The organism is Luteibacter sp. 22Crub2.1 (assembly GCF_900167995.1).
GTDB classification, from domain to species: Bacteria; Pseudomonadota; Gammaproteobacteria; order Xanthomonadales; family Rhodanobacteraceae; genus Luteibacter; species Luteibacter mycovicinus.
In genome coordinates this window covers 193321-213210 of sequence record NZ_FUYT01000007.1, presented here as the reverse complement: position 1 = coordinate 213210, position 19890 = coordinate 193321, and the positions used below count along the sequence as shown (strand labels likewise).

Here is a 19890-nt window from a genome sequence, read left to right as displayed (position 1 = left end):
TGGGCTCCCATGAACTTCTCCGACTGGATGCCCGATCTCTCGCATCCGTGGACACGTTTCGCGCTGACCGTCGTGGTCGCGCTGGCGGTCGCGGGTCTCCTTCGCCGCGCCGTCGACATGGTGCTGCGTCGCTTCGCCCTCCGCCATCCGCGTGGGGCGAGCATCATCGCCCGCGCCAAGGCGCCTATGGATGTGATCGTGCCGCTGGCGATGCTGCTGCTGGCCTTCCGCGGGGCGCCCGACGAGCCCGCGCGCCTGATCGACGGCATGGAGCATGTCATCGCTGTCGTGCTCATCGGGGCCTGCACGTGGTTCCTGGTTCGCTGCATCGGCGCGCTGGAGGCCACCGTATCGCGCTTCAACCCTATCGATCTCGAGGACAATCTGCGGGCGCGTCGCGTGCAGACCCAGGTGCGCGTGCTGTCCCGCACCGGCATGGTCGTCGTCATCGTCCTCGGCCTAGGCGTTGCCCTGATGACGTTCCCGGTCGTGCGCCAGTTCGGGGCCAGCCTCCTGGCGTCGGCGGGTCTGGCGGGGCTGGCGGTGGGTCTCGCCGCCAAGCCGGTGCTCGGCAACCTGATCGCCGGCATCCAGATCGCGCTGACCCAGCCGATCCGTATCGACGATGTGGTGATTGTCGAAGGGGAGTGGGGCAGGATCGAAGAAATTACGAGCACGTATGTCGTGGTGGCCATCTGGGACGAGCGGCGGATGATTGTGCCGCTGCAGTATTTCATCGAAAACCCGTTCCAGAACTGGACGCGGACCAGCTCGCAGATCCTGGGTTCGGTCATGCTCTGGTTCGATTACGGCATCCCGCTGGACCCCCTCCGCGACGAGTTGCAGCGCATCTGCAAGGACGCGAATGAATGGGACGGTCGTGTCATCGTGCTGCAGGTCGTCGATGCCAGTGACAAGGCGATGCAATTGCGTGCATTGGTCAGTTCATCGAACTCGGGCAAGTCGTTCGACCTGCGTTGCAAGGTGCGTGAGGGGCTGATCGCCTTCGTCAGGCGTGAATTTCCGGAGTATCTGCCGCGCCTCCGCGGCGAACTCGAGAGTGAGCTCCGCGCTGTCGACGCCGCATCGCCCCCCTTCGCCAGCAAGCTGGCGAACGTACGCCGCTAGCGATCGACGGTTGTGTAGGAGCGACCCTGGTCGCGACCCCCATCGCCTCAAGCCCCCACCGTGATAGCTTTCCCGGCAAGAACCCCGCGCCGTCAACGCATCACGCCAGGAGCCCCCGATGGCAGCTAACGAACACCCTCACGAACACGCCGCTCAGCACTGGTTCGCCAAGGGCCTGAACGACCTGGGCCACGCCGAACGCCGCCTCATCGACCGCCTCATGCAGCGTAAGCTCGTCGCCGAGAACGTCAACGACGTCTTCGGCTCGGACATGACCTTCGGCGAGCGCCTCGCCGACAAGGTGTCGCGGTTCGGCGGTTCGTGGACCTTCATCATCGTGTTCGCCGTGATCCTGGCGTCATGGACCGGCTTCAATTCGTGGATCCTGCACGCGCCGTTCGATCCCTACCCGTACATCTTCCTCAACCTGCTGCTCTCGATGCTCGCCGCCATCCAGGCGCCCGTGATCATGATGAGTCAGAACCGCCAGGCCGAAAAAGACCGTCTCGACGCCGCCAACGATTACAAGGTGAACCTCAAGGCCGAGATCGAGATCATGGGCCTGCACGAGAAGATCGACCAGATGCGTACCGATCAGCTCGAGCGCATGCTGATGAAACAGCAGGAGCAGATCGACCTGCTGCTTAAGCTGGTCCGCGAGCGAGACGAGTAAACGAAAAAAAGCCCGGCCATGGCCGGGCTTTTTTCACATCGCGATGTCGCCGCGATTAACCGCGCGACGCCTTCTTACGATCGCCTTCCGTCAGGAACTTCTTCCGCATGCGGATTTCCTTCGGGGTGACTTCGACCAGCTCGTCGTCGTCGATGAAGTCCAGGGCCTGCTCCAGCGTGAACTTGGTCGCCGGGGTCAGCTGAATCGCATCGTCCTTACCGGAGGCGCGCATGTTGGTCAGCGGCTTCGGCTTGATCGCGTTGACGGTGAGGTCGTTGTCCTTCGCGTGGATACCGATGAGCTGGCCTTCGTACACCGCGTCACCTTCGGCGGCGAACAGCTTGCCACGCTCCTGGAGGGGTCCGAGCGAGTAGGCCGGGGTGTTGCCGCCGGCATTGGCGATCATCACACCGTTCTGGCGCTTGGCGATGGGAGCCGGGGTGTACGGACCGTAGTGCTTGAACACATGGAACAGCAGGCCCGAGCCCTGGGTCAAGGTCTTGAACTGGTTCTGGAAGCCGATCAGGCCACGGGCCGGAATCTCGTACTCGAGACGCACGCGACCGTTACCGTCCGAGACCATGTTCTTCAGTTCACCCTTACGGATGCCCAGGCGCTCCATCACGCCGCCCTGGTGGATCTCTTCGATGTCGATCACCAGTTCTTCGATCGGCTCCATCTTCTGGCCGTCGATTTCCTTGAGGATGACTTCCGGACGCGACACGGCCAGCTCGTAGCCTTCGCGACGCATGTTTTCGATCAGCACCGAGAGGTGCAGTTCGCCGCGGCCCGAGACCAGGAACTTGTCGGCGTCGGAGCCGTCTTCGACGCGGAGGGCCACGTTGTGCACCTTCTCGCGATCCAGGCGCTCACGCAGCTGACGGCTGGTCAGGAACTTGCCGCCCGACAGGTCCTTGTTGCCGACGAACGGCGAGTTGTTGACCTGGAAGGTCATGCTGATCATCGGCTCGTCGACGCTCAGCGCGGGCAGCGCTTCCGGCGTATCCGGCGCGGTCAGCGTGTCGGAAATGGTCAGGTCGGGAATGCCCGAGATGGCGACGATGTCGCCGGCTTCGGCACTGTCCTGCTCGATACGCTCGAGGCCCAGGAAGCCCAGCACCTGGACGATCTTGCCCTGACGCTTCTTGCCTTCGCGATCGATGACGGCGACCTGCATGCCCTTCTTCAGGGTGCCGCGCTGCACGCGACCGATGCCGATCACGCCGACGAAGTTGTTGTAGTCCAGCTGGCTGATGCGCATCTGGAAGGGGCCTTCCGGGTCGACGTCCGGCCGCGGCGCGTGCTGCATGATCGCTTCGTACAGCGGGGTCATGTCACCCTCGCGGGCGTTCTCGTCGAGCGAGGCATAACCATTGAGCGCCGACGCGTAGACGATCGGGAAATCCATCTGCTCATCGGTGGCGCCGAGCTTCGCGAACAGGTCCCAGACCTGCTCGACGACCCACTCCGTACGGGCGGCGGGGCGGTCAACCTTGTTGACGACGACGATGGGCTTGAAGCCCATGGCGAAGGCCTTCTGGGTGACGAAGCGCGTCTGCGGCATCGGGCCGTCCATCGCGTCGACCAGGATCAGCACGGTGTCGACCATCGACAGCACGCGCTCGACTTCACCACCGAAGTCGGCATGCCCCGGGGTGTCGACGATGTTGATGCGGTTCTTGACGCCCGTCTTCTTGTCTTCCCAGGTGATGGCCGTGTTCTTGGCCAGGATCGTGATGCCACGTTCCTTTTCCTGGTCGTTCGAATCCATGACGCGCTCGGCGAGCACGGTACGCTCGTTGAGCGTGCCCGACTGCTTCAGAAGCTGGTCGACGAGGGTGGTCTTGCCATGGTCGACGTGAGCGACGATGGCGATGTTGCGCAGGAATTCGATCGACATGCGTTATGCGCCGGCGTAAAGCCGGATCGCCTCTTTGGTTTGGGAAGCCGCCGATTATAAAGGAAATTGACGACTTTCGCATGACGGGCGAGGCTCCGTTCAGGAACCCCGCCCGGCAGACCGGTTTCAGAGCCCGGGCAACGCGTCCCGGCAGCTTGCCGGCAGGTATTTCTCGTCGATGCCTTCGCCTGAGCAGGTCCAGCCGACCTTACCGCCCTCGACCCTGGGCAGCAGGATCAGCTGGCCGCCGTCGAGCTTGGGATCGGCCTTGTGCGGGGCTTCGCCATCGAGGTTGACGGTGATTTCGCCACCCTGGCCGACCTCGACCGAGCTGACGTAGTCGTTACCGAGGGATTCCCCATCGCCCAGGCCGGCCGCCTTGTTGCTGGCGGGAAACTTCCCCGTGGTCAGGCGGTGCTCGGCCACGGCGGTCTTGACCGGGTCGGCGGCGGACAGGGCGCCGGCCACCTGGCTGCGCAGCGTGTACTCCTGATACTGGGGGACGGCGATGGCGGCGAGGATGGCGGTGCCGGCGATGACCGTGGCGCCGCCACCTTCACCGACGAGCTCGACGGGAGAGTGCTCGTAGGTGAGCGAAAAGCCCAGAGTGTCCTTGTCGGCCTCGAGCGCCGCGCCCAGAACGCCCTGGTCCGGAAGGCCAAGTGTGTGAGCCGATGGCAGGGTGCTGATGTCGGCATCGGAACCGGTGGCCCCCGCGACGAACTGCAGGAGCGACAGATACAGATAGTAGGCGTCGCGCTGGGCTCCATGGGTGGTCGCGGTGAAGCCCGCTACCGTGCGCTGGCCCGGGTAAGACCTGGCCTTGAACCAGTCATCCAGCGAAGTGTCGGGTCCGGCGGCCGCGCGATCGGACAGGGCCTGAGGGACTTTGGCAAAGACAGCCCAGTCGCCTTCTTCCGTCCACCATGTACGGCCGCCGAAGCGATCGACCATCTGCATGAACGCACGCGTGGACGGGTCGCTGTCCGGCGGCAGGCTCGTGGCGGCCTGTCCTGGGATCGACAGCCAGTGCACCTCGGCGCCGTCGACCTTCGCCGTGCCGGTTTTCCAGCCGTTGCCCTTGTTCTGGTCAATCAGCTCGTGCCAGCCCTTCCAGTCGCGGACGCGTGTAGCGTAGTAAAGGCCAGCATCGTCGGCGAAGACGACCGTCTCCGGGCCGAACCAGGCCGTGTATCGCTCAGGATCGAAGTGGTAGCGCTTCGAGAGGCGGTCGACGCTCTCGTGAAATGCCTTCGCGCCTTCCGCTCCGAAGTCGAGATTGAGATTGCCTTCGAAGGCCTTCCACGTCTCGGCGGTCGGCGTATTCAGGGTGACCGCCCAATGGGGCGCGCCGACGCTCTTTACCGTCGGCGCAAAGGACGTCGGCGACAGGTACTGCAGCAGGCGGGCCTGAGGCGCGTGCACCAGCAGCTGAAGCTGCCCGCGACCATTGACGGTGCCTGCGCCGAAGGCCACGGCGTCCGCCTTGGAAGCGAAGTCGGCCGGCAACCGGCCCAGCGGGGAATCGCCGGCCTGTGCCGCGGCGACGGCGCCGATGCCGCGCATGCTGATCCAGCCGAAGAAGCCCTCGCCCGAGCTGTCGATGCGCGGCTCGAGCGCCGAGAGGCTGGCCGGTGCCGTAGCGGCTGTGGCCTTGTCGACGTCGGCGATGAGCGTGGTCAGGGCGGTTCCGTCGATGCCGGGCTGCTCGGCGGCTAGCCCCTTCATGTGTCCTGTCACCCAAAGGCGGCGCGTGGTGACGTCGTAATGCAACGCTCCGCCGTCGGACGCGAGTTGTCCGTTGCCTTGCGCGTCGAGCGGCGCCTTGAGTAGCGGGGTTTCGCCGCCGAGGCTCTTGAGGCGCGCGTTAAACGCATCGACCGACGGGAAGTCGAGCACGACTGTGACGACCACGCGCGACGTGAAAGAGGGGATGCCGAGGGGATCGACGATGATGCCCTCGATCGGCGACCGCAGGTCGCCGAGCAGGAGATTCGCAACCGGCGCGATTTTCAGGTCGGCGAGCAGTTTGTCCTTACCGATGCTTTCGCGAATCTTCGCGATCGCATCCAGGTGCGCCTTCGTCGAGAGGGCTGCATCCAGCGGGCGTCCTGCCGGGACCGCGCCGAGCATGCCCCACGGCGAAGGAATTCGCAGATAGGCGACAGTCTGGGCGGGCAGGTGCTGACGTAACCATGCGGGCGAAGCGATGGCGGCCTGCGCTGCGGCAACGGCCTTTGGATCGGCGGCGGGTGCTTCGTCTTTCTTGTGGCAGGCGGCCAGTCCCAGACCCGCGACGATCGCGGCGGACAGCAGGACGTTACGACGGGCAGTCATTGCTCAGTATCCCCTTGGGTTCTTCCGGCTCCTGCCGGGATCCGGAGCATACCTTGGCGCGTGACGACATTTCGCGATAACTTGCGCCGAAAGTGTCGCCGGGAACCTCACCGCCGCTGACCGGTATGCTCGGTGTCCTTGCGTTCGCCACGAGATTGCGCGTCATGTCAGCACCCGACACCTTCGGCGATGTCCGCGTCACCACCCATCGCAATGGCGACGATCTTCTGAGCGCCGGTCTCGGCTTGCGCGGGCTGACGGGCACGTCCACGGCGTTCGCGCAGCCAACGTCGCCAACACCTGCGGAGCTCCGGCGACGCGCCATCCAGAGCAGTTGGAAAGGCATAGCCGATCTGGGTCCGCTCGGCGGCTTCGGCACGCTTTACGGACAGGTGCCGGATGTACCAGGGCGCGAGTACACCGCGTTCGCCACCCTGTCCGGTGCACGTGCGTCACATCGCGTGCTGGCGCAGGTCCCCGATGACTTCGATCACGCACAGCGCTGCCTGGTCGTTACCGCCTCGTCGGGATCGCGTGGCATCTATGGTGCGATCGCCCTCGCCGGAGGCTGGGGCCTGCCGCGAGGCTGCGCGGTGGCGTACACGGACAAAGGCGCGGGCGCGGGGTATTTCGATACTGCCGATCGGACGGGTGTGGCGCTCGATGGAACCCGCGCAAAGGCGGGCGAGGCGTCGCTCGAATTCGAACGTCAGGACGCACCGCACGACGCGGGTATCGCGGTGAAGCACGCGCACTCGGGCGACAACCCGGAAGCGGACTGGGGTCGACACGTTTTGCAGGCGGCGCGTTTCGGTCTCGCCATGCTCGACCGCGCGTTTCCGGAAGAGGCGCCGTTCACGCCGGAAAACACGCGCATTATCGCTACCGGCCTCTCAAATGGCGGCGGCGCCGTCCTGCGTGCCGCAGGCGACGACACCGACGGCATGCTGGCGGCGGTCGTCGCCCTCGAGCCCAACATCCACGTCGAAGGGCATGGGCGGCCGTTCTACGACTATGCGACCGAGGCGGCGCTGCTGTTGCCTGCCGCCCTGGCGGCGCGTGAGTTCGACGGCGTGCCGTTCGCGCGGGTCGGTGCGGTCTCGCCCCCGGCCTGGGCGTTGCGAGGTGCCGCGCTTCGGGCGCATGGACGGCTGAAGGCTTTCATGCCGGGCCCGCAGGCCGACGAAGCGCTGGCCATGCTGCGGGCGTCAGGCTGGGACGACGACGCCCTCAAGGTGGGCGCGTCGTCTACCTCGCTGGATCTCTGGCGAGCGGTCACGGCGGCGTATGCCTCCGCTTATATGCGGCGCCCGGCGGGCGCGATGCCCTGCGGGTTTTCATACCGGGCACAGCACGTGGGTGCGATCGCGGGTCCGGCCGAAGCGATTATCCGCGCCGCCTGGTGGGCGGAGGGATCGGGCGTGCCCCCGGGCGCCGGGGTCATCCTTGCCGGCGGCACCGACTTCTCGCTCGACCCGACCCTGCCCGGCCATCTGAGTCTGCGTGACCTGTGGACAGGGCAGGGCGAGGATGGCGTCAGCCTGCGCGCCGGTGTAGCGGCCACAGTGGCGACGCGGCCACGCGCCGCGCTCCCGATCCTCATCGTGCACGGGGCGCAGGACGGTCTGATCCCCGTGGCCTTCAGCTCGGAGCCCTACGTGAAGTGGCTGCGCGCTTCCGGCCGATCGCCCGTGTTCTGGAAGGTGCCGTACGCCCAGCACTTCGATTCCTTCCTGGCCTTCCCGGACTTCGGGGACGGCCACGTGCCGCTGCTGCCTTACGGCTACGCGGCGCTGGACCGGGCCTGGGCGCACCTCATGGAGGGCAGGGCGCTGCCTGAGGACGCCGCCGTGCGCGATACCCGCCCTCGCGGGGCAGGTCCTCTGACCGCCGAAGCGCTGGCCCTGCCACGGACCTGAACGCACCATCACGCTTTACCGCTTGAACTGTTGGGCAGGTGGCGCCATCTTCGTTAGCCTTTGCAGCCCACCGGACCGGCCGCTCGCAGTGGATAGTCCGATTTTCAACGAGTTACAGGAATTGCGATGACCATTACCGTCACCATGAAGACCAACAAGGGCGATATCCACCTCCGCCTGCACGACGACAAGACCCCGGTTACCGTGGCCAACTTCGTCAACCTGGCCAAGCGTGGCTACTACGATGGCAAGACGTTCCACCGCGTCATCCCCGACTTCATGATCCAGGGCGGTTGCCCCGAGGGTTCGGGCCGTGGCGGTCCGGGCTACAAGTTCGGTGACGAGTTCGACGCCAGCCTCAAGCACGACAAGCCGGGCATCCTGTCCATGGCCAACGCCGGCCCGGGCACCAATGGCTCGCAGTTCTTCATCACCCACGGCGCCACCCCCTGGCTCGACGGCAAGCACAGCGTCTTCGGCGAAGTGGTCGGCCCGGACGACCAGGCCGTGGTCAACAAGATCGTCGGCGACGACACCATCGAGACGGTGACCGTCGAAGGCGACGTGGACGCGCTGCTCGAGAAGCAGGCCGCCCAGGTCGCGAAGTGGAACGAAGTGCTCGACAACCGCTGAGCGCCCGTCCGGCGTCAAAGCGTTTGAAACGCCGCCTCCGGGCGGCGTTTTCTTTTTGGGGCGTGTTAAAATGCCGCACTTTGCCCCACCCCCGACGAGGAAACGATGCCGCAGCTCGCCACGCGAATGGGTCGCGCCAAACCCAGTGCGATCATGGTCATTGCCGAGAAAGCCAAGCGCCTCAAGGCTGAAGGCCGCGACATCGTCAGCTTCTCGATCGGTGTCCCCAATTTCCTTCCCGGTGAGCACGTCTACGCCGCCGCCCGCGAGGCGTTGTCGAAGGACTCCGGCCAGTACGGCAGCAACCGTGGCGCCGATGCGCTGGTCGATGCCTTCCTGGCCCATATCGACGCCCTGGGTCTCACCGGCTACAAGCGTGAAAACGTCTCCACCGGCGTCGGTGCCAAACAGATCCTCTACAACCTGGCCGAAGCGCTGCTGGACGAAGGCGACGAAATCGCTTTCCCGGCCCCGTACTGGACCAGCTACCTCGACATCGCCGAGATCGTCGGGGCAAAGATCAACATCCTGCCGTGCCCGCCCGAGCAGCACTACAAGCTCACTCCCGCGCAGCTGGACGAAGCGCTGGCGCGCAAGCCGCGCGTCTTCCTGTTCAACAACCCCTCCAACCCGACGGGCATGGTCTATACGTGCGATGAAATCGCCGCGCTGGCCGACGTCATCGCGAAGTATCCGGATACCTGGATCATCACCGACGACATCTACAACACGATGGTGTTCGACGGCGTGGGTTACCACAACTTCGTGCACGTCCGTCCGGAGCTGAAAGACCGCACGATCTTCGTCGACTCGCTGTCGAAGACCTACGGCATGCCCGGCTGGCGCGTGGGCTTCATCGCCGCGCCGGAAACCGTCGCCAGGGCGGTCACCACGCTCAACTCCAATCACATCACCAGCCTGCCGGAAGTGGTCACCGCCGCCGCCGTCGCCGCGCTGGCCGGTCCGCAGGACGTCCCCGCGCAGAAGTGCGTCGAATTCGCCGCGAAGCGCGACCGCGTCTACAACGCGCTGGTGTCCATTCCGGGCGTGGTCTGCCCGCGTCCGCAGGGCGCGTTCTACGCGTTCCCGGACATCTCGGTGGCCTTCGGCAAGAAGCACAACGGCGTGGAGATCACCTCCGACGTCGACTTCTGCGCCGTGCTACTCGATGCCAAGGGCGTGGCCTGCGTGCCGGGTTCGGCCTTCGGCGAGCCGCGCGCCCTGCGTATTTCCTATTCGTGCCCGGACGAGGCACTCGACAAGGGCATGGCCCGCATCGTCGAGTTCTTCGCCGAGCTGAGCTGATCGTCAGTCCCCCGCGATATCCCTGAGGAGTCGAAAGATGAAAGCACCCGTTCGCGTTGCCGTCACCGGCGCAGCCGGCCAGATCGGTTATGCCCTCCTGTTCCGTATCGCCGCCGGCGACATGCTGGGTCCCGACCAGCCGGTGATCCTGCACCTGCTCGAAATCACCCCGGCGCTGCCCACGCTGCAGGGCGTGGTGATGGAGCTCAACGATTGCGCCTTCCCGACCCTCGCGGGCGTGGTCGCCACCGATGACCTCAACGTCGCCTTCAAGGACGTCGATTACGCACTGCTGGTCGGCGCGCGTCCGCGTGGCCCCGGCATGGAGCGCAAGGACCTTCTGGAAGCCAACGGCGCCATCTTCGGTCCGCAGGGCAAGGCGTTGAACGACCACGCCAAGCGCGACGTGCGCGTGCTGGTCGTCGGCAATCCGGCTAACACCAATGCGCTGATCGCGCAGCAGAACGCTCCGGATCTCGATCCGAAGTGCTTCACCGCGATGGTTCGTCTCGACCACAACCGCGCGCTGTCGCAGCTGGCCGAGAAGACCGGTACGCACTCCACCGACATCAAGAAGCTGACGATCTGGGGCAACCACAGCTCGACCCAGTATCCGGACCTGCACACGACCACCGTCAAGGGCAAGCCGGCGCTCGATCAGGTCGACCAGGCCTGGTACGAGGGCGAGTTCATCCCGACCGTGCAGCAGCGCGGCGCGGCGATCATCAAGGCGCGTGGCGCATCGTCGGCCGCTTCGGCCGCTTCGGCCGCCGTCGACCATATGCGTGACTGGACGCTCGGTACGGCCGAGGGTGACTGGGTCTCGATGGGTATCCCGTCAGACGGCTCGTACGGTGTGGAGCCGGGCGTGATCTTCGGTTACCCGGTGACGGTCAAGGACGGCAAGTACGCCATCGTCCAGGGTCTGGAGATCAACGCGTTCTCCCAGTCGCGTATCGACGCGACCGAAAAGGAACTGCGCGAAGAGCGCGCTGGCGTGGAGCATCTGTTCGCGAAGTAATTCGCGGCGGGTTTTGCGTTTGGGAAAAAGCCGCTCCGGTTAGGGCGGCTTTTTTTATGTTTTACCTCGTCGCATGGGTGGAGTTTCCGCGTCCGCGCATCGTTGGCTTTTCGCTCGCAGGGCGGGCTCCTGCGGGTGAGCTGCCCTGCGGGCGAGGCTTGCTCATGCTTTACTTGCGGAACACACCCTGTCCGCGACGATGACCCCATGGCCGAAGGTTCAAAACTCGTCGTATACGTCGCGCTCGCGTCCAATGTCGCCATCGCTGTCGCCAAGTTCGTCGCCGCGGCGATCACCGGCAGCTCCGCGATGCTGTCCGAGGGCGTGCACTCCCTCGTCGACAGCGTCAACGAGATCCTGCTGCTCTATGGGCTCAAGCGCTCCCAGCGACGTCCGGACCGCCAGCACCCCCTGGGTTTCGGTCGTGAACTCTACTTCTGGAGTTTCATCGTCGCGCTGCTGGTGCTGTCGCTCGGTGCCGGCTTCTCCTTGTACGAGGGCGTCAACCACATCCTGACGCCCGAGCCGCTCGAGGATCCGAAGACCGCTTACATCGTTCTCGCCGTGAGCGTGCTGTTCGAAGGCTCATCGTGGTGGCTGTCGCTCAAGAGTGTGCAGCGGAAGAAGGGCCGGCTCGGTTACTTCGAGGCGTTTCGTCGGAGCAAGGACCCGACCACGTACTCGGTGCTGTTTGAAGACACCGCGGCGTTGCTAGGTCTGGGCATCGCGGGCATCGGTATCTATCTGTCGCACGCGTTCAACGATCCGCGCATCGATGGCTGGGCCTCGGTGGGTATTTCGGTCGTGCTCGCGCTGGCGGCGATCGCGCTGGCTCGCGAGAGCAAGGAGCTGTTGATCGGTGAGCCCGCGCAGCCGAAGCTGCTGGCGCAGGTGTGCAACATCGCGGGCGAGGTACCCGGCATCGAGGCGGTCAATGGCGTGCTGACGGTGCAGGTCGGCCCCGACCACGTGCTGGTGGCGCTATCCGCGGCGTTCGACGATGCGTTGACGACGGTGCAGATCGAGGAATGCGTGCGCGAGATCGAGCGGCGGACGAAAGAGGCGAAGCTGCCGATCGTGGCGTTGTTCATCAAGCCGCAGACGCCCGAACGGTGGCGGGAACGCCTGAACGAGCTGGACGGCAGGTAGGAGCGCGCCTTGCGCGCGATCTGGAGGGTGCTGCTGGCGCCCATCGCCCGCAGGGCGGGCCCCTACAGAAAATCGCACGACCCGACACAGATCGCGCGACCAAAAAAAATCCCGCCGAAGCGGGATTTTTCATGCCTTTCAGGAATGATCGCCTTCTTTCGGCGGCTTCCCGCGACCTTCGATGTGACCACCGAAGCCCATGCGCATCGCCGACAGCAGGCGCTCCGCATAGGTGTGGTCCTGACGCGAGCGGAAACGGGCGAACAGAGCGGAGGTGAGCACCTCGGCCGGGACGGCTTCTTCGATCGCGGCGTTCACCGTCCAGCGGCCTTCGCCGGAGTCGTCGACGTAGCCGGAGTAGTTGTCCAGCTCCGGACCCTTGGCCAGCGCGCTGGCCGTGAGATCGAGCAGCCACGAGGACACGACGCTGCCGCGGCGCCAGACTTCGGCGATGTCGGCCATGTCGAGGTTGTAGCGCTCGCGCTCGGGCAGCTGCGTGCCGTTACGGTTCTTCAGGATGTCGAAGCCTTCCGCGAAGGCCTGCATCATGCCGTACTCGATGCCGTTGTGGATCATCTTGACGAAGTGGCCGGCACCGGCGGGACCGGCGTGCATGTAGCCGTTCTCGACGCGCGGGTCACGGCCTTCACGGCTCTCGGTGCGCGGGATGTCGCCGGCGCCCGGCGCCAGGGTCTTGAAGATCGGGTCGAGGAAGTCGACGGTCGGCTTGTCGCCGCCGATCATCATGCAGTAACCGCGATCCAGGCCCCACACACCGCCGGAGGTACCGACGTCGACGTAGTGCTGACCCTTGGCGGCGAGCTCTTCGGCACGGCGGGCATCGTCCTTGTAGAAGGTGTTGCCACCGTCGATGATGATGTCGTCCTTGCCCAGCAGGCCACTGATCTTGGCGATCGTGGTCTCGGTGATCTCGCCTGCCGGCAGCATGACCCAGACGACCTTGGGCGAGGGCAGGGCCTGGACCAGGGCCTCGAGCGACTCGACGGCTTCGCCGCCGTCCTTCGCCAGCGTGGCACGCGCGTCGGCGTTGTTGTCATAGACAACGGTCTGGTGACCGTCCCTCATCAGGCGACGGGCGATGTTGCCGCCCATCTTGCCCAGACCGATCAAACCGATTTTCATGCGTGGGGTCCTCGTGTGTTTATCGGGGGAATATGTGGCTACCCGGTCAGGATGCAAGGCATATCAACGTGTCAGGCACTCAAAGCGGTGCCTCGAAGTCGATATCCGGTCCGGCGGGAACGATCCCGGTCGGGTCCAGCCAGGGGTGGCTCAGGTAATAGTGCTTTTTGATGTGCCCGAAGTCGACCGTTTCGCGAATGCCCGGCTCCTGATACAGCGCGCGCGTATACGCCCAAAGCGCGGGATAGTCGATCAGGCGGCGCAGGTTGCATTTGAAATGTCCGTGGTACACCGGGTCGAAGCGGAGCAGGGTGGTGAACAGTCGCCAGTCGGCTTCGGTCAGGCGGTCGCCACACAGGTAGCGACGGTCCGACAGGTGCATCTCCAGCCAGTCCAGTGTGTCGAACAGCGGGACGATGGCTTCCTCGTAAGCGTCCTGGCTGCCGGCAAAGCCGGCCTTGTACACACCATTATTCAACGTGTCGTAGATCCGCGCATTGTACCCGTCGATCTCCGCGCGCAGGTCTTGCGGATAATAGTCGCCGCGTCGGGCGCCGACGCCATCGAAGGCGTCGTTGAACATGCGGATGATGTCGGCTGACTCGTTGCTGACGATGGTGCGCCTCTGTTTGTCCCACAGCACGGGGACGGAGGCCCGGCCCGAGACCGCTGGATCGGCCAGTTTGTACAGCTCGAAGACCCGGCGTACCCCGTTGACGTCATCGGGCACGACGCCCTCGGCGGGCTCGAAGGTCCAGCCCTCGTCGCCCATGAGCCAATGTGTCACGGAGAGGCCGATCATCTCGTCGAGGCCTTTGATGGCCCGGAAAATCGCCGTGCGGTGTGCCCATGGGCACGCCCGTGCGATGTACAGGTGGTAGCGCCCGGCTTCGGCGGCAAAGCCGCCTTCGCCGGTCGGACCCGCCGAGCCATCCGGGGTAATCCAGTTCCGGAAACGCGTCGGCTCGCGCTCGAAGCGGCCCCCGCCCTTGCCGGTGTCGTACCCCGCGGTGGTCCAGGTGCCTTCGACGAGCAGCCCCATGGGCGTCATCCTCGGTGGGAAAACGCCTTGATAGCGCAGGGTGAGAGAAAATTCCGTCATGTGAGGGCGGTGTCTGTCCCTCGGGGAAGATGCTTGACGGGTTCTTCAGTGGCTCAGTGGGAGGGTGCGGCTTTCCATTACCTTCAAAGGAGCCTCTCATGACCGACGCACGCCAGCAGGACAACGAGAAGATCTGGTCGCTGATCAAGGACGCCCGCGTCGCCATGCTGACCAGCGAGCGCGACGGCCGGCTCTACAGCCGCCCCATGGTCGCCTCGCAGAAGGCCTTCGATGGCAGCCTCTGGTTCTTCACCCGCAAGAGTTCGCCGAAGGTGGCCGAGGTGGAGGCGCATCGCCAGGTCAACGTCGCCTATGCCAGTTCCTCCGACAACAGCTATGTTTCGCTGTCGGGCGCCGCTGTCGTGGTCGACGACCGCGCTTCTATCGATGCCCACTGGAACGAGTGGATCAAAACCTGGTTCCCGAATGGCAAGGACGACCCGGACATCGCGCTGATCCGTGTCGACGTCGATACCGCCGAATACTGGGATGCGCCCTCGTCGAAGATGGTCGTCGCGTTCGACTATCTGAAGGCGCGTCTTTCGGGAAAGACGCCCGACCTTGGCGAGAATCGCAAGATCGACGTCCGTTGACCTGACTTCTGGCACGGTAGAGGCGGGCTTCGTTTGCCGGTTACGCTCAGGGGTCGTTCCCAGGGTGTCCCCGATGAAAAACGTTGCCCGTCTGTCGCTCGCCAGTGTCGCCCTTGCGGGTTCGCTCGGCGCCGCGGCCGCGACCTTCGATCCGCGCGAAGCGTTCGCTCCGTTCGGTTATCCCCAGCCGGCAACGGCTTATCGCTCCGGCAGCGGTATGCCAGGTCCGCTGTTCTGGCAGAACAGGGCGGACTACGATCTGTCCGCCACGCTAGACCCGGTCAGGAACACGCTGGTCGGTAAGGCCACGATTCACTACACCAACAACAGTCCGGACGCGCTCGACGTGCTCTGGCTGCAGATGGACGAGAACCGTTTCACCCGCGAGGCCCGCGGCAATTTCACCGGCGGACGGCAGCCTGCGGACAAGCAGCACACCGATGGTTACCGTATCGCGAGTGTCAGCGTCGAGCAGGGTGGCAGGACGGCGCGGGCGGCGTACGTGGTCAGCGACACACGGATGCAGATCCGCCTGCCCGAGGCGGTTTCCGCGAAAGGCGGCAAGGTCTCGGTGACGATCGAATATTCTTACGATCTGCCTGGCGATTTCGGCGGTCGGACGGGCTTCGCACCGTCGAAGAACGGGAACATCTACGAGATGGCGCAGTGGTACCCGCGCATGTGCGTGTACGACGATCAACGTGGCTGGGACACCGCGCCCTATCTCAACAGCGAGTTCTACCTCGAGTACGGCGATTTCAACTACGCGATCACCGTACCCTCGGACATGATCGTCGCCGGCTCCGGTGAACTGGTCAACCCGGACGACGTGCTCACGGCCGCGCAGCGAGACAGGCTGGCCAAAGCACGCGAGAGCGACAAGACGGTGATGATCCGCACGCCCGCGGAAGTGACCGATCCGGCCAGCCGGCCGAAGAAGGGCGGCACGCTCACCTGGAAGTTCCAGATGAAGAACACGCGTGACGTCGCGTTCGGCGCGTCGACCAGCTACGTGTGGGACGCGGCGCGGATCAATCTGCCCGAAGGCAAGAAAGCCCTGGCCATGTCGGTGTACCCGGTGGAAAGCGTCGGTGACGCGCAGTGGGGTCGTTCGACGGAATACCTGAAGGCTTCTGTCGAGCACTTCTCGACAAAGTGGTACCCGTACCCGTATCCCGTTGCGATCAGCGAAGCCGGCGATGCGGCCAGTGGTATGGAATACCCGGGTATCGTCTTCGACCCGATGAAGGCGTCCCCGAAGGATCTCCACATGGTGACCGCGCACGAGATCGGTCACACCTGGTTTCCGATGATCGTCGGCTCCGACGAGCGTCGTAACGCCTGGATGGACGAGGGCTTCAACACCTTCATCGACGTGTATGAGGCGGACGCGTTCAACCGGGGCGAATTCGCGCCGAAGCGCGACAGTGAGTACTCGCCCAAAGGTGGCAATCCGGTCGACGAGATCCTGCCGCTGCTGGCAGACCCGGAAGCGCCGAATCTGCTGATCGGTGCCGACATGGTCAAAGAGAAATACCGGCACCCGGCGACGTACTTCAAGGCCGCGCTTGGCCTGGTGTTGCTGCGCGAGCAGATCGTCGGTCCCGAGCGATTCGATCCGGCGTTCCGCAAATACATCGCCACCTGGGCCTATAAGCATCCGACACCGTCGGACTTCTTCCGTCTGATGGAAAGCGAAACCGGCGAAGACCTCAGCTGGTTCTGGCGCGGCTGGTATGCCAACAACTGGCAGCTGGACCTTGCGGTGACGAAGGTGGATGGTGCGAAGGTGACTATCGCCAATCTGGACCGGCTGGTGATGCCGTCGACCTTGCGGGTGACCTTCGAAGACAAGACCACGCGCGATATCCGCATCCCGGTGGAAACCTGGCAGCAGCACACGGCCTTCGACGTGACCGTGCCGGGCCAGAAGAGGATCGTGAGCGCCGTGATCGATCCGGATCACGCGCTTCCCGATCGCGACCGCTCGAACAACGTCTGGCCGCATTGACGATGTCGCCCCGGGTCGCCGCCGTTTCGAACCTTTTCGCAATCGTCGTCGCGGCGGTGGCCTGGCCGACGCTGATGCTCCAGTACTGGCTGATGCTCTGGTCGGGGCCGGCGCTGGAGGTGACGCTGCGTTTCTTCAGCTTCTTCACCATCCTGTCGAACCTTCTGGTGGCCCTCGTCGCCACCTCGTCGGCGACGGGTGGAGGCTGGGCCGCGCTACGGATATGGCGCGGGCCGCGCGTGCGCGGGCTGGCGGCGTTGTCCATTTCGGTGACCTGCCTGATCTACGCGGTGCTCCTGCAGTCGCTATGGCATCCGATGGGGCCGCAGCTGGTGGCCGATCGCTCGTTGCATTACGTCGTGCCGTTCCTGTTCGTCGTGTGGTGGCTTGCGTTGCTCCCGCATGGCGCACTGGTCTGGCGTGACGCGCTGCGCTGGCTGGCGTTTCCGCTGGCGTTCCTTATCTGGACGCTGGGCCGGGGCGCCGTGGTGCATGAGTACCCCTATCCGTTCATGGACGTGGATCACCTGGGTTACGTCGCGGTGCTGCTCAACAGCCTGCTCGTAGGGGCGCTCTTCCTCGGTCTCGGTCTCGCGCTCGTCGCCATGGATAAGGCGCTGGCACGCCACACCTGATACCTACGTAGAAGCATCATCTTTGCGCTGGCTTGACCCACGATTCACGGTGCCGCTGCCATACACCTCGTGTTGAGAACACGCGAGGTACATCATGAGCAAGGCGCCCAAAGCCCCAGCCAACGCTGCACGCAAGAACCCCTCCGCCGTCGACGATAATCCCAAACGCGCCGACCTGGCGCGGGACACCGTCGATGCCACCGGCGCGACGATGACGACGGATCAGGGAACGCGCATCGCCGACGACCAGAACTCGCTGAAGGCCGGCGAGCGCGGCGCGACGCTGCTGGAGGATTTCATCCTCCGCGAAAAGATCACCCATTTCGATCACGAGCGTATTCCGGAACGGATCGTCCACGCGCGCGGTGCCGCGGCGCATGGCTATTTCGAAGCCTACGACTCGCTGGCCCCGGTCACGCGCGCGTCCTTCCTTTCACAGAAAGGGAAGCGGACGCCCGTTTTCGTCCGCTTCTCCACCGTAGCGGGATCGCGTGGCTCTACGGATCTCGCCCGCGACGTGCGTGGGTTCTCGGTGAAGTTCTACACCGAAGAAGGCAATTACGATCTCGTCGGCAACAACATCCCGGTGTTCTTCATTCAGGACGCGATCAAGTTTCCCGATCTGATTCATGCGGTGAAACCCGAGCCGCATAATGAGATTCCGCAGGCCGCCAGCGCGCACGACACCTTCTGGGATTTCATCTCCCTGATGCCCGAGTCGATGCACATGATCATGTGGGCGATGTCTGATCGTGCGATTCCACGCAGCTACCGGATGATGGAAGGGTTCGGTGTCCATACATTCCGTTTCGTCAATGCGGCAGGTAAGTCGACCTTCGTCAAATTCCATTGGAAGCCGAAGCTAGGTCTGCATAGCGTAGCCTGGGACGAAGCGCTGAAAATCTCGGGCAACGACCCCGACTTTCATCGGCGCGACCTGGCCGATGCCATCACGGCTGGCGATTTCCCGGAATGGGAGCTCGGTGTGCAGCTGGTCGACGAGAAAGACGAGCACAAGTTCGATTTCGACCTGCTCGATCCGACCAAGCTGATTCCGGAAGAGGTGGTACCCGTGCGCCTCATCGGTCGCATGGTGCTGGACCGCAACCCGGATAATTATTTCGCCGAGACCGAGCAGGTGGCGTTCCATCCCGGCCATGTCGTGCCAGGTATCGATTTCAGCAACGATCCGCTGCTGCAGGGACGCCTGTTCTCGTATACGGATACGCAGCTTTCGCGCCTGGGCAGCCCCAACTTCCACGAGCTGCCGATCAATCGCGCCGTCGTTCCGGTGCGCAATCACCAGCGTGATGCCCACATGCGGCACACGATCGACAAGGGGCGCGTCGCGTATGAGCCCAACTCGCTGGGCGGCGGGTGTCCGTTCCAGGCCTCCTGGAAGGATGGCGGATTCACGTCGGTAAACGAGCGCATCGATGCGCGGAAGGTACGTGCACGCAGTGAGACGTTCCTCGATCACTTCACGCAGGCGCGCATGTTCCTGCATAGCCAGTCCGAGGCCGAGTACAACCATATCGTCAGCGCGCTGCGCTTCGAGCTGGGCAAGGTACAGGAGCCGACGGTGCGGCAGCGCATGCTGTTCATGCTGGCTCAGGTCGACACGGACCTCGCGGCGAGCGTGGCGCAGGCGCTCGGCATTCCCGTCCCAAAGAAGAGCGACGGGCCGCTCAACCGCAGCGTGCCAGCCGACGCGGATCCGAAGAAGTATCAACCGACGCCCGCACGCGACGTTCCGGTTTCTCCGGCGCTGAGCATGCGTCACCGGCCGGGCGACACGCTCGCAACGCGCAAGGTGGCGGTGCTGCTGGCGGATGGTTTCGCCGCCGACGATGTCGCCGCGGTACGCAAGGCCCTCGAGAAGAATGGGGTGCAGGTCAAGTTCGTCGCACCTCAGCTAGGCGCGATTCGCTCGAACGGCGATGCCGTCGAGGCGGATTTCAGCTTCCTTACGAGCAACTCCGTCCTGTTCGATGCGATCTACGTGCCGGGTGGCCGAGGCAGCGTCGATCTTCTCAAGCGCGTGCCGGATGTGCCGGACTTCATCAAGGACAGCTGGCGCCACTGCAAGGCCATCGCTGCCAGTGGTGAAGGCGCCGAGCTCCTCGTCGGCCTGCCGGGTGGTGTCGCCGTCGGTGAAAAAAAGGACGTCCGCACCGAGCACGGCGTGGTCGTCACGGGCGGCAAGGCCAGCGACGGCTTTGCGAAGGGCTTCGTGCAGGCGCTGGCCGCGGGGCGCCACTGGGAGCGTGAAACGCTGTCCTGACCGTGACACTGGCCGGGGGGGTACGTGGATGACGTATTCCCCGCTGCCTTGCGACAT

The 19890-nt window shown here is 64.6% G+C and carries 15 protein-coding genes; 11 read left to right on the top strand and 4 right to left on the bottom strand.

The genetic code is table 11. The annotated features are described in order from the left end of the window. Nucleotides 1-9 precede the first annotated feature (9 nt). Both B5X73_RS09500 and B5X73_RS09495 read left to right on the top strand, forming a co-directional pair. Nucleotides 10-1128, top strand: coding sequence for a mechanosensitive ion channel family protein (locus tag B5X73_RS09500; protein WP_254857266.1), 1119 nt, complete (start codon nt 10-12; stop codon nt 1126-1128). Nucleotides 1129-1246: 118 nt separating this feature from the next. Beyond that, entirely contained in the window at nt 1247-1801 is a 555-nt protein-coding gene (locus tag B5X73_RS09495) for a DUF1003 domain-containing protein (protein WP_036113949.1), read from the top strand. A 55-nt stretch (nt 1802-1856) separates the two neighbouring features. On the opposite strand, the gene typA is transcribed toward B5X73_RS09495, so the two are convergent. Then, the gene (gene typA, locus B5X73_RS09490) at nt 1857-3701 is read right to left on the bottom strand and encodes a translational GTPase TypA (protein WP_036113947.1); all 1845 of its coding nucleotides are present in this window, start codon (nt 3699-3701) and stop codon (nt 1857-1859) included. Between the two features lie 126 nt (nt 3702-3827). Continuing rightward, on the bottom strand, nt 3828-6038 hold the full coding sequence (locus tag B5X73_RS21325; RefSeq protein ID WP_254857265.1) for a pilin: 2211 nt from the start codon (nt 6036-6038) through the stop codon (nt 3828-3830). A 164-nt stretch (nt 6039-6202) separates the two neighbouring features. Here B5X73_RS21325 and B5X73_RS09480 point away from each other — a divergent pair, with 164 nt between their 5' ends. The 5 genes from B5X73_RS09480 (at nt 6203) to B5X73_RS09460 (ending at nt 12065) form a co-directional block, all read left to right on the top strand. Beyond that, nucleotides 6203-7957 (top strand): 3-hydroxybutyrate oligomer hydrolase family protein, encoded by a 1755-nt coding sequence (locus B5X73_RS09480; RefSeq protein WP_079521520.1) that lies wholly within the window; start codon nt 6203-6205, stop codon nt 7955-7957. A gap of 126 nt (nt 7958-8083) precedes the next feature. Continuing rightward, the gene (locus tag B5X73_RS09475; RefSeq protein WP_036113939.1) at nt 8084-8590 is read left to right on the top strand and encodes a peptidylprolyl isomerase; all 507 of its coding nucleotides are present in this window, start codon (nt 8084-8086) and stop codon (nt 8588-8590) included. Nucleotides 8591-8695: 105 nt separating this feature from the next. Beyond that, nucleotides 8696-9895: an aminotransferase class I/II-fold pyridoxal phosphate-dependent enzyme gene (locus B5X73_RS09470; RefSeq protein WP_079521482.1), complete on the top strand. Its 1200-nt coding sequence runs from the start codon at nt 8696-8698 to the stop codon at nt 9893-9895. Between the two features lie 37 nt (nt 9896-9932). Continuing rightward, nucleotides 9933-10916, top strand: coding sequence for a malate dehydrogenase (locus B5X73_RS09465; RefSeq protein ID WP_079521481.1), 984 nt, complete (start codon nt 9933-9935; stop codon nt 10914-10916). Between the two features lie 207 nt (nt 10917-11123). Further along, the gene (locus B5X73_RS09460) at nt 11124-12065 is read left to right on the top strand and encodes a cation diffusion facilitator family transporter (RefSeq protein WP_079521480.1); all 942 of its coding nucleotides are present in this window, start codon (nt 11124-11126) and stop codon (nt 12063-12065) included. A gap of 138 nt (nt 12066-12203) precedes the next feature. Here B5X73_RS09460 and gnd read toward each other — a convergent pair whose 3' ends face one another. Together gnd and B5X73_RS09450 are read right to left on the bottom strand one after the other, a co-directional pair. Next, on the bottom strand, nt 12204-13208 hold the full coding sequence (gnd, locus tag B5X73_RS09455) for a phosphogluconate dehydrogenase (NAD(+)-dependent, decarboxylating) (RefSeq protein WP_036113931.1): 1005 nt from the start codon (nt 13206-13208) through the stop codon (nt 12204-12206). Nucleotides 13209-13287: 79 nt separating this feature from the next. After that, entirely contained in the window at nt 13288-14250 is a 963-nt protein-coding gene (locus tag B5X73_RS09450; RefSeq protein ID WP_079521479.1) for a glutathione S-transferase family protein, read from the bottom strand. A 158-nt stretch (nt 14251-14408) separates the two neighbouring features. On the opposite strand from B5X73_RS09450, the gene B5X73_RS09445 reads away from it, so the two are divergent. The 4 genes from B5X73_RS09445 (at nt 14409) to B5X73_RS09430 (ending at nt 19833) form a co-directional block, all read left to right on the top strand. Next, nucleotides 14409-14903, top strand: a complete 495-nt coding sequence (locus B5X73_RS09445) for a pyridoxamine 5'-phosphate oxidase family protein (protein WP_036113926.1) — start codon at nt 14409-14411, stop codon at nt 14901-14903. Nucleotides 14904-14976: 73 nt separating this feature from the next. Continuing rightward, the gene (locus B5X73_RS09440; protein WP_079521478.1) at nt 14977-16914 is read left to right on the top strand and encodes a M1 family metallopeptidase; all 1938 of its coding nucleotides are present in this window, start codon (nt 14977-14979) and stop codon (nt 16912-16914) included. A 2-nt stretch (nt 16915-16916) separates the two neighbouring features. Next, nucleotides 16917-17549 (top strand): Pr6Pr family membrane protein, encoded by a 633-nt coding sequence (locus tag B5X73_RS09435; RefSeq protein WP_079521477.1) that lies wholly within the window; start codon nt 16917-16919, stop codon nt 17547-17549. 211 nt (nt 17550-17760) lie between these two features. Then, complete coding sequence (locus tag B5X73_RS09430) at nt 17761-19833, top strand: catalase (protein WP_254857267.1); 2073 nt, start codon at nt 17761-17763, stop codon at nt 19831-19833. Nucleotides 19834-19890: the final 57 nt, after the last annotated feature.

What these genes read in the sequence shown, in the direction of transcription:
- B5X73_RS09500 (WP_254857266.1), top strand. Translation starts at nt 10, where the DNA reads ATGAACTTCTCCGACTGGATGCCCGATCTCTCGCATCCGTGGACACGT.
- B5X73_RS09495 (WP_036113949.1), top strand. Translation starts at nt 1,247, where the DNA reads ATGGCAGCTAACGAACACCCTCACGAACACGCCGCTCAGCACTGGTTC.
- typA (WP_036113947.1), bottom strand. Translation starts at nt 3,701, where the DNA reads ATGTCGATCGAATTCCTGCGCAACATCGCCATCGTCGCTCACGTCGAC.
- B5X73_RS21325 (WP_254857265.1), bottom strand. Translation starts at nt 6,038, where the DNA reads ATGACTGCCCGTCGTAACGTCCTGCTGTCCGCCGCGATCGTCGCGGGT.
- B5X73_RS09480 (WP_079521520.1), top strand. Translation starts at nt 6,203, where the DNA reads ATGTCAGCACCCGACACCTTCGGCGATGTCCGCGTCACCACCCATCGC.
- B5X73_RS09475 (WP_036113939.1), top strand. Translation starts at nt 8,084, where the DNA reads ATGACCATTACCGTCACCATGAAGACCAACAAGGGCGATATCCACCTC.
- B5X73_RS09470 (WP_079521482.1), top strand. Translation starts at nt 8,696, where the DNA reads ATGCCGCAGCTCGCCACGCGAATGGGTCGCGCCAAACCCAGTGCGATC.
- B5X73_RS09465 (WP_079521481.1), top strand. Translation starts at nt 9,933, where the DNA reads ATGAAAGCACCCGTTCGCGTTGCCGTCACCGGCGCAGCCGGCCAGATC.
- B5X73_RS09460 (WP_079521480.1), top strand. Translation starts at nt 11,124, where the DNA reads ATGGCCGAAGGTTCAAAACTCGTCGTATACGTCGCGCTCGCGTCCAAT.
- gnd (WP_036113931.1), bottom strand. Translation starts at nt 13,208, where the DNA reads ATGAAAATCGGTTTGATCGGTCTGGGCAAGATGGGCGGCAACATCGCC.
- B5X73_RS09450 (WP_079521479.1), bottom strand. Translation starts at nt 14,250, where the DNA reads ATGGGGCTGCTCGTCGAAGGCACCTGGACCACCGCGGGGTACGACACC.
- B5X73_RS09445 (WP_036113926.1), top strand. Translation starts at nt 14,409, where the DNA reads ATGACCGACGCACGCCAGCAGGACAACGAGAAGATCTGGTCGCTGATC.
- B5X73_RS09440 (WP_079521478.1), top strand. Translation starts at nt 14,977, where the DNA reads ATGAAAAACGTTGCCCGTCTGTCGCTCGCCAGTGTCGCCCTTGCGGGT.
- B5X73_RS09435 (WP_079521477.1), top strand. Translation starts at nt 16,917, where the DNA reads ATGTCGCCCCGGGTCGCCGCCGTTTCGAACCTTTTCGCAATCGTCGTC.
- B5X73_RS09430 (WP_254857267.1), top strand. Translation starts at nt 17,761, where the DNA reads ATGACGACGGATCAGGGAACGCGCATCGCCGACGACCAGAACTCGCTG.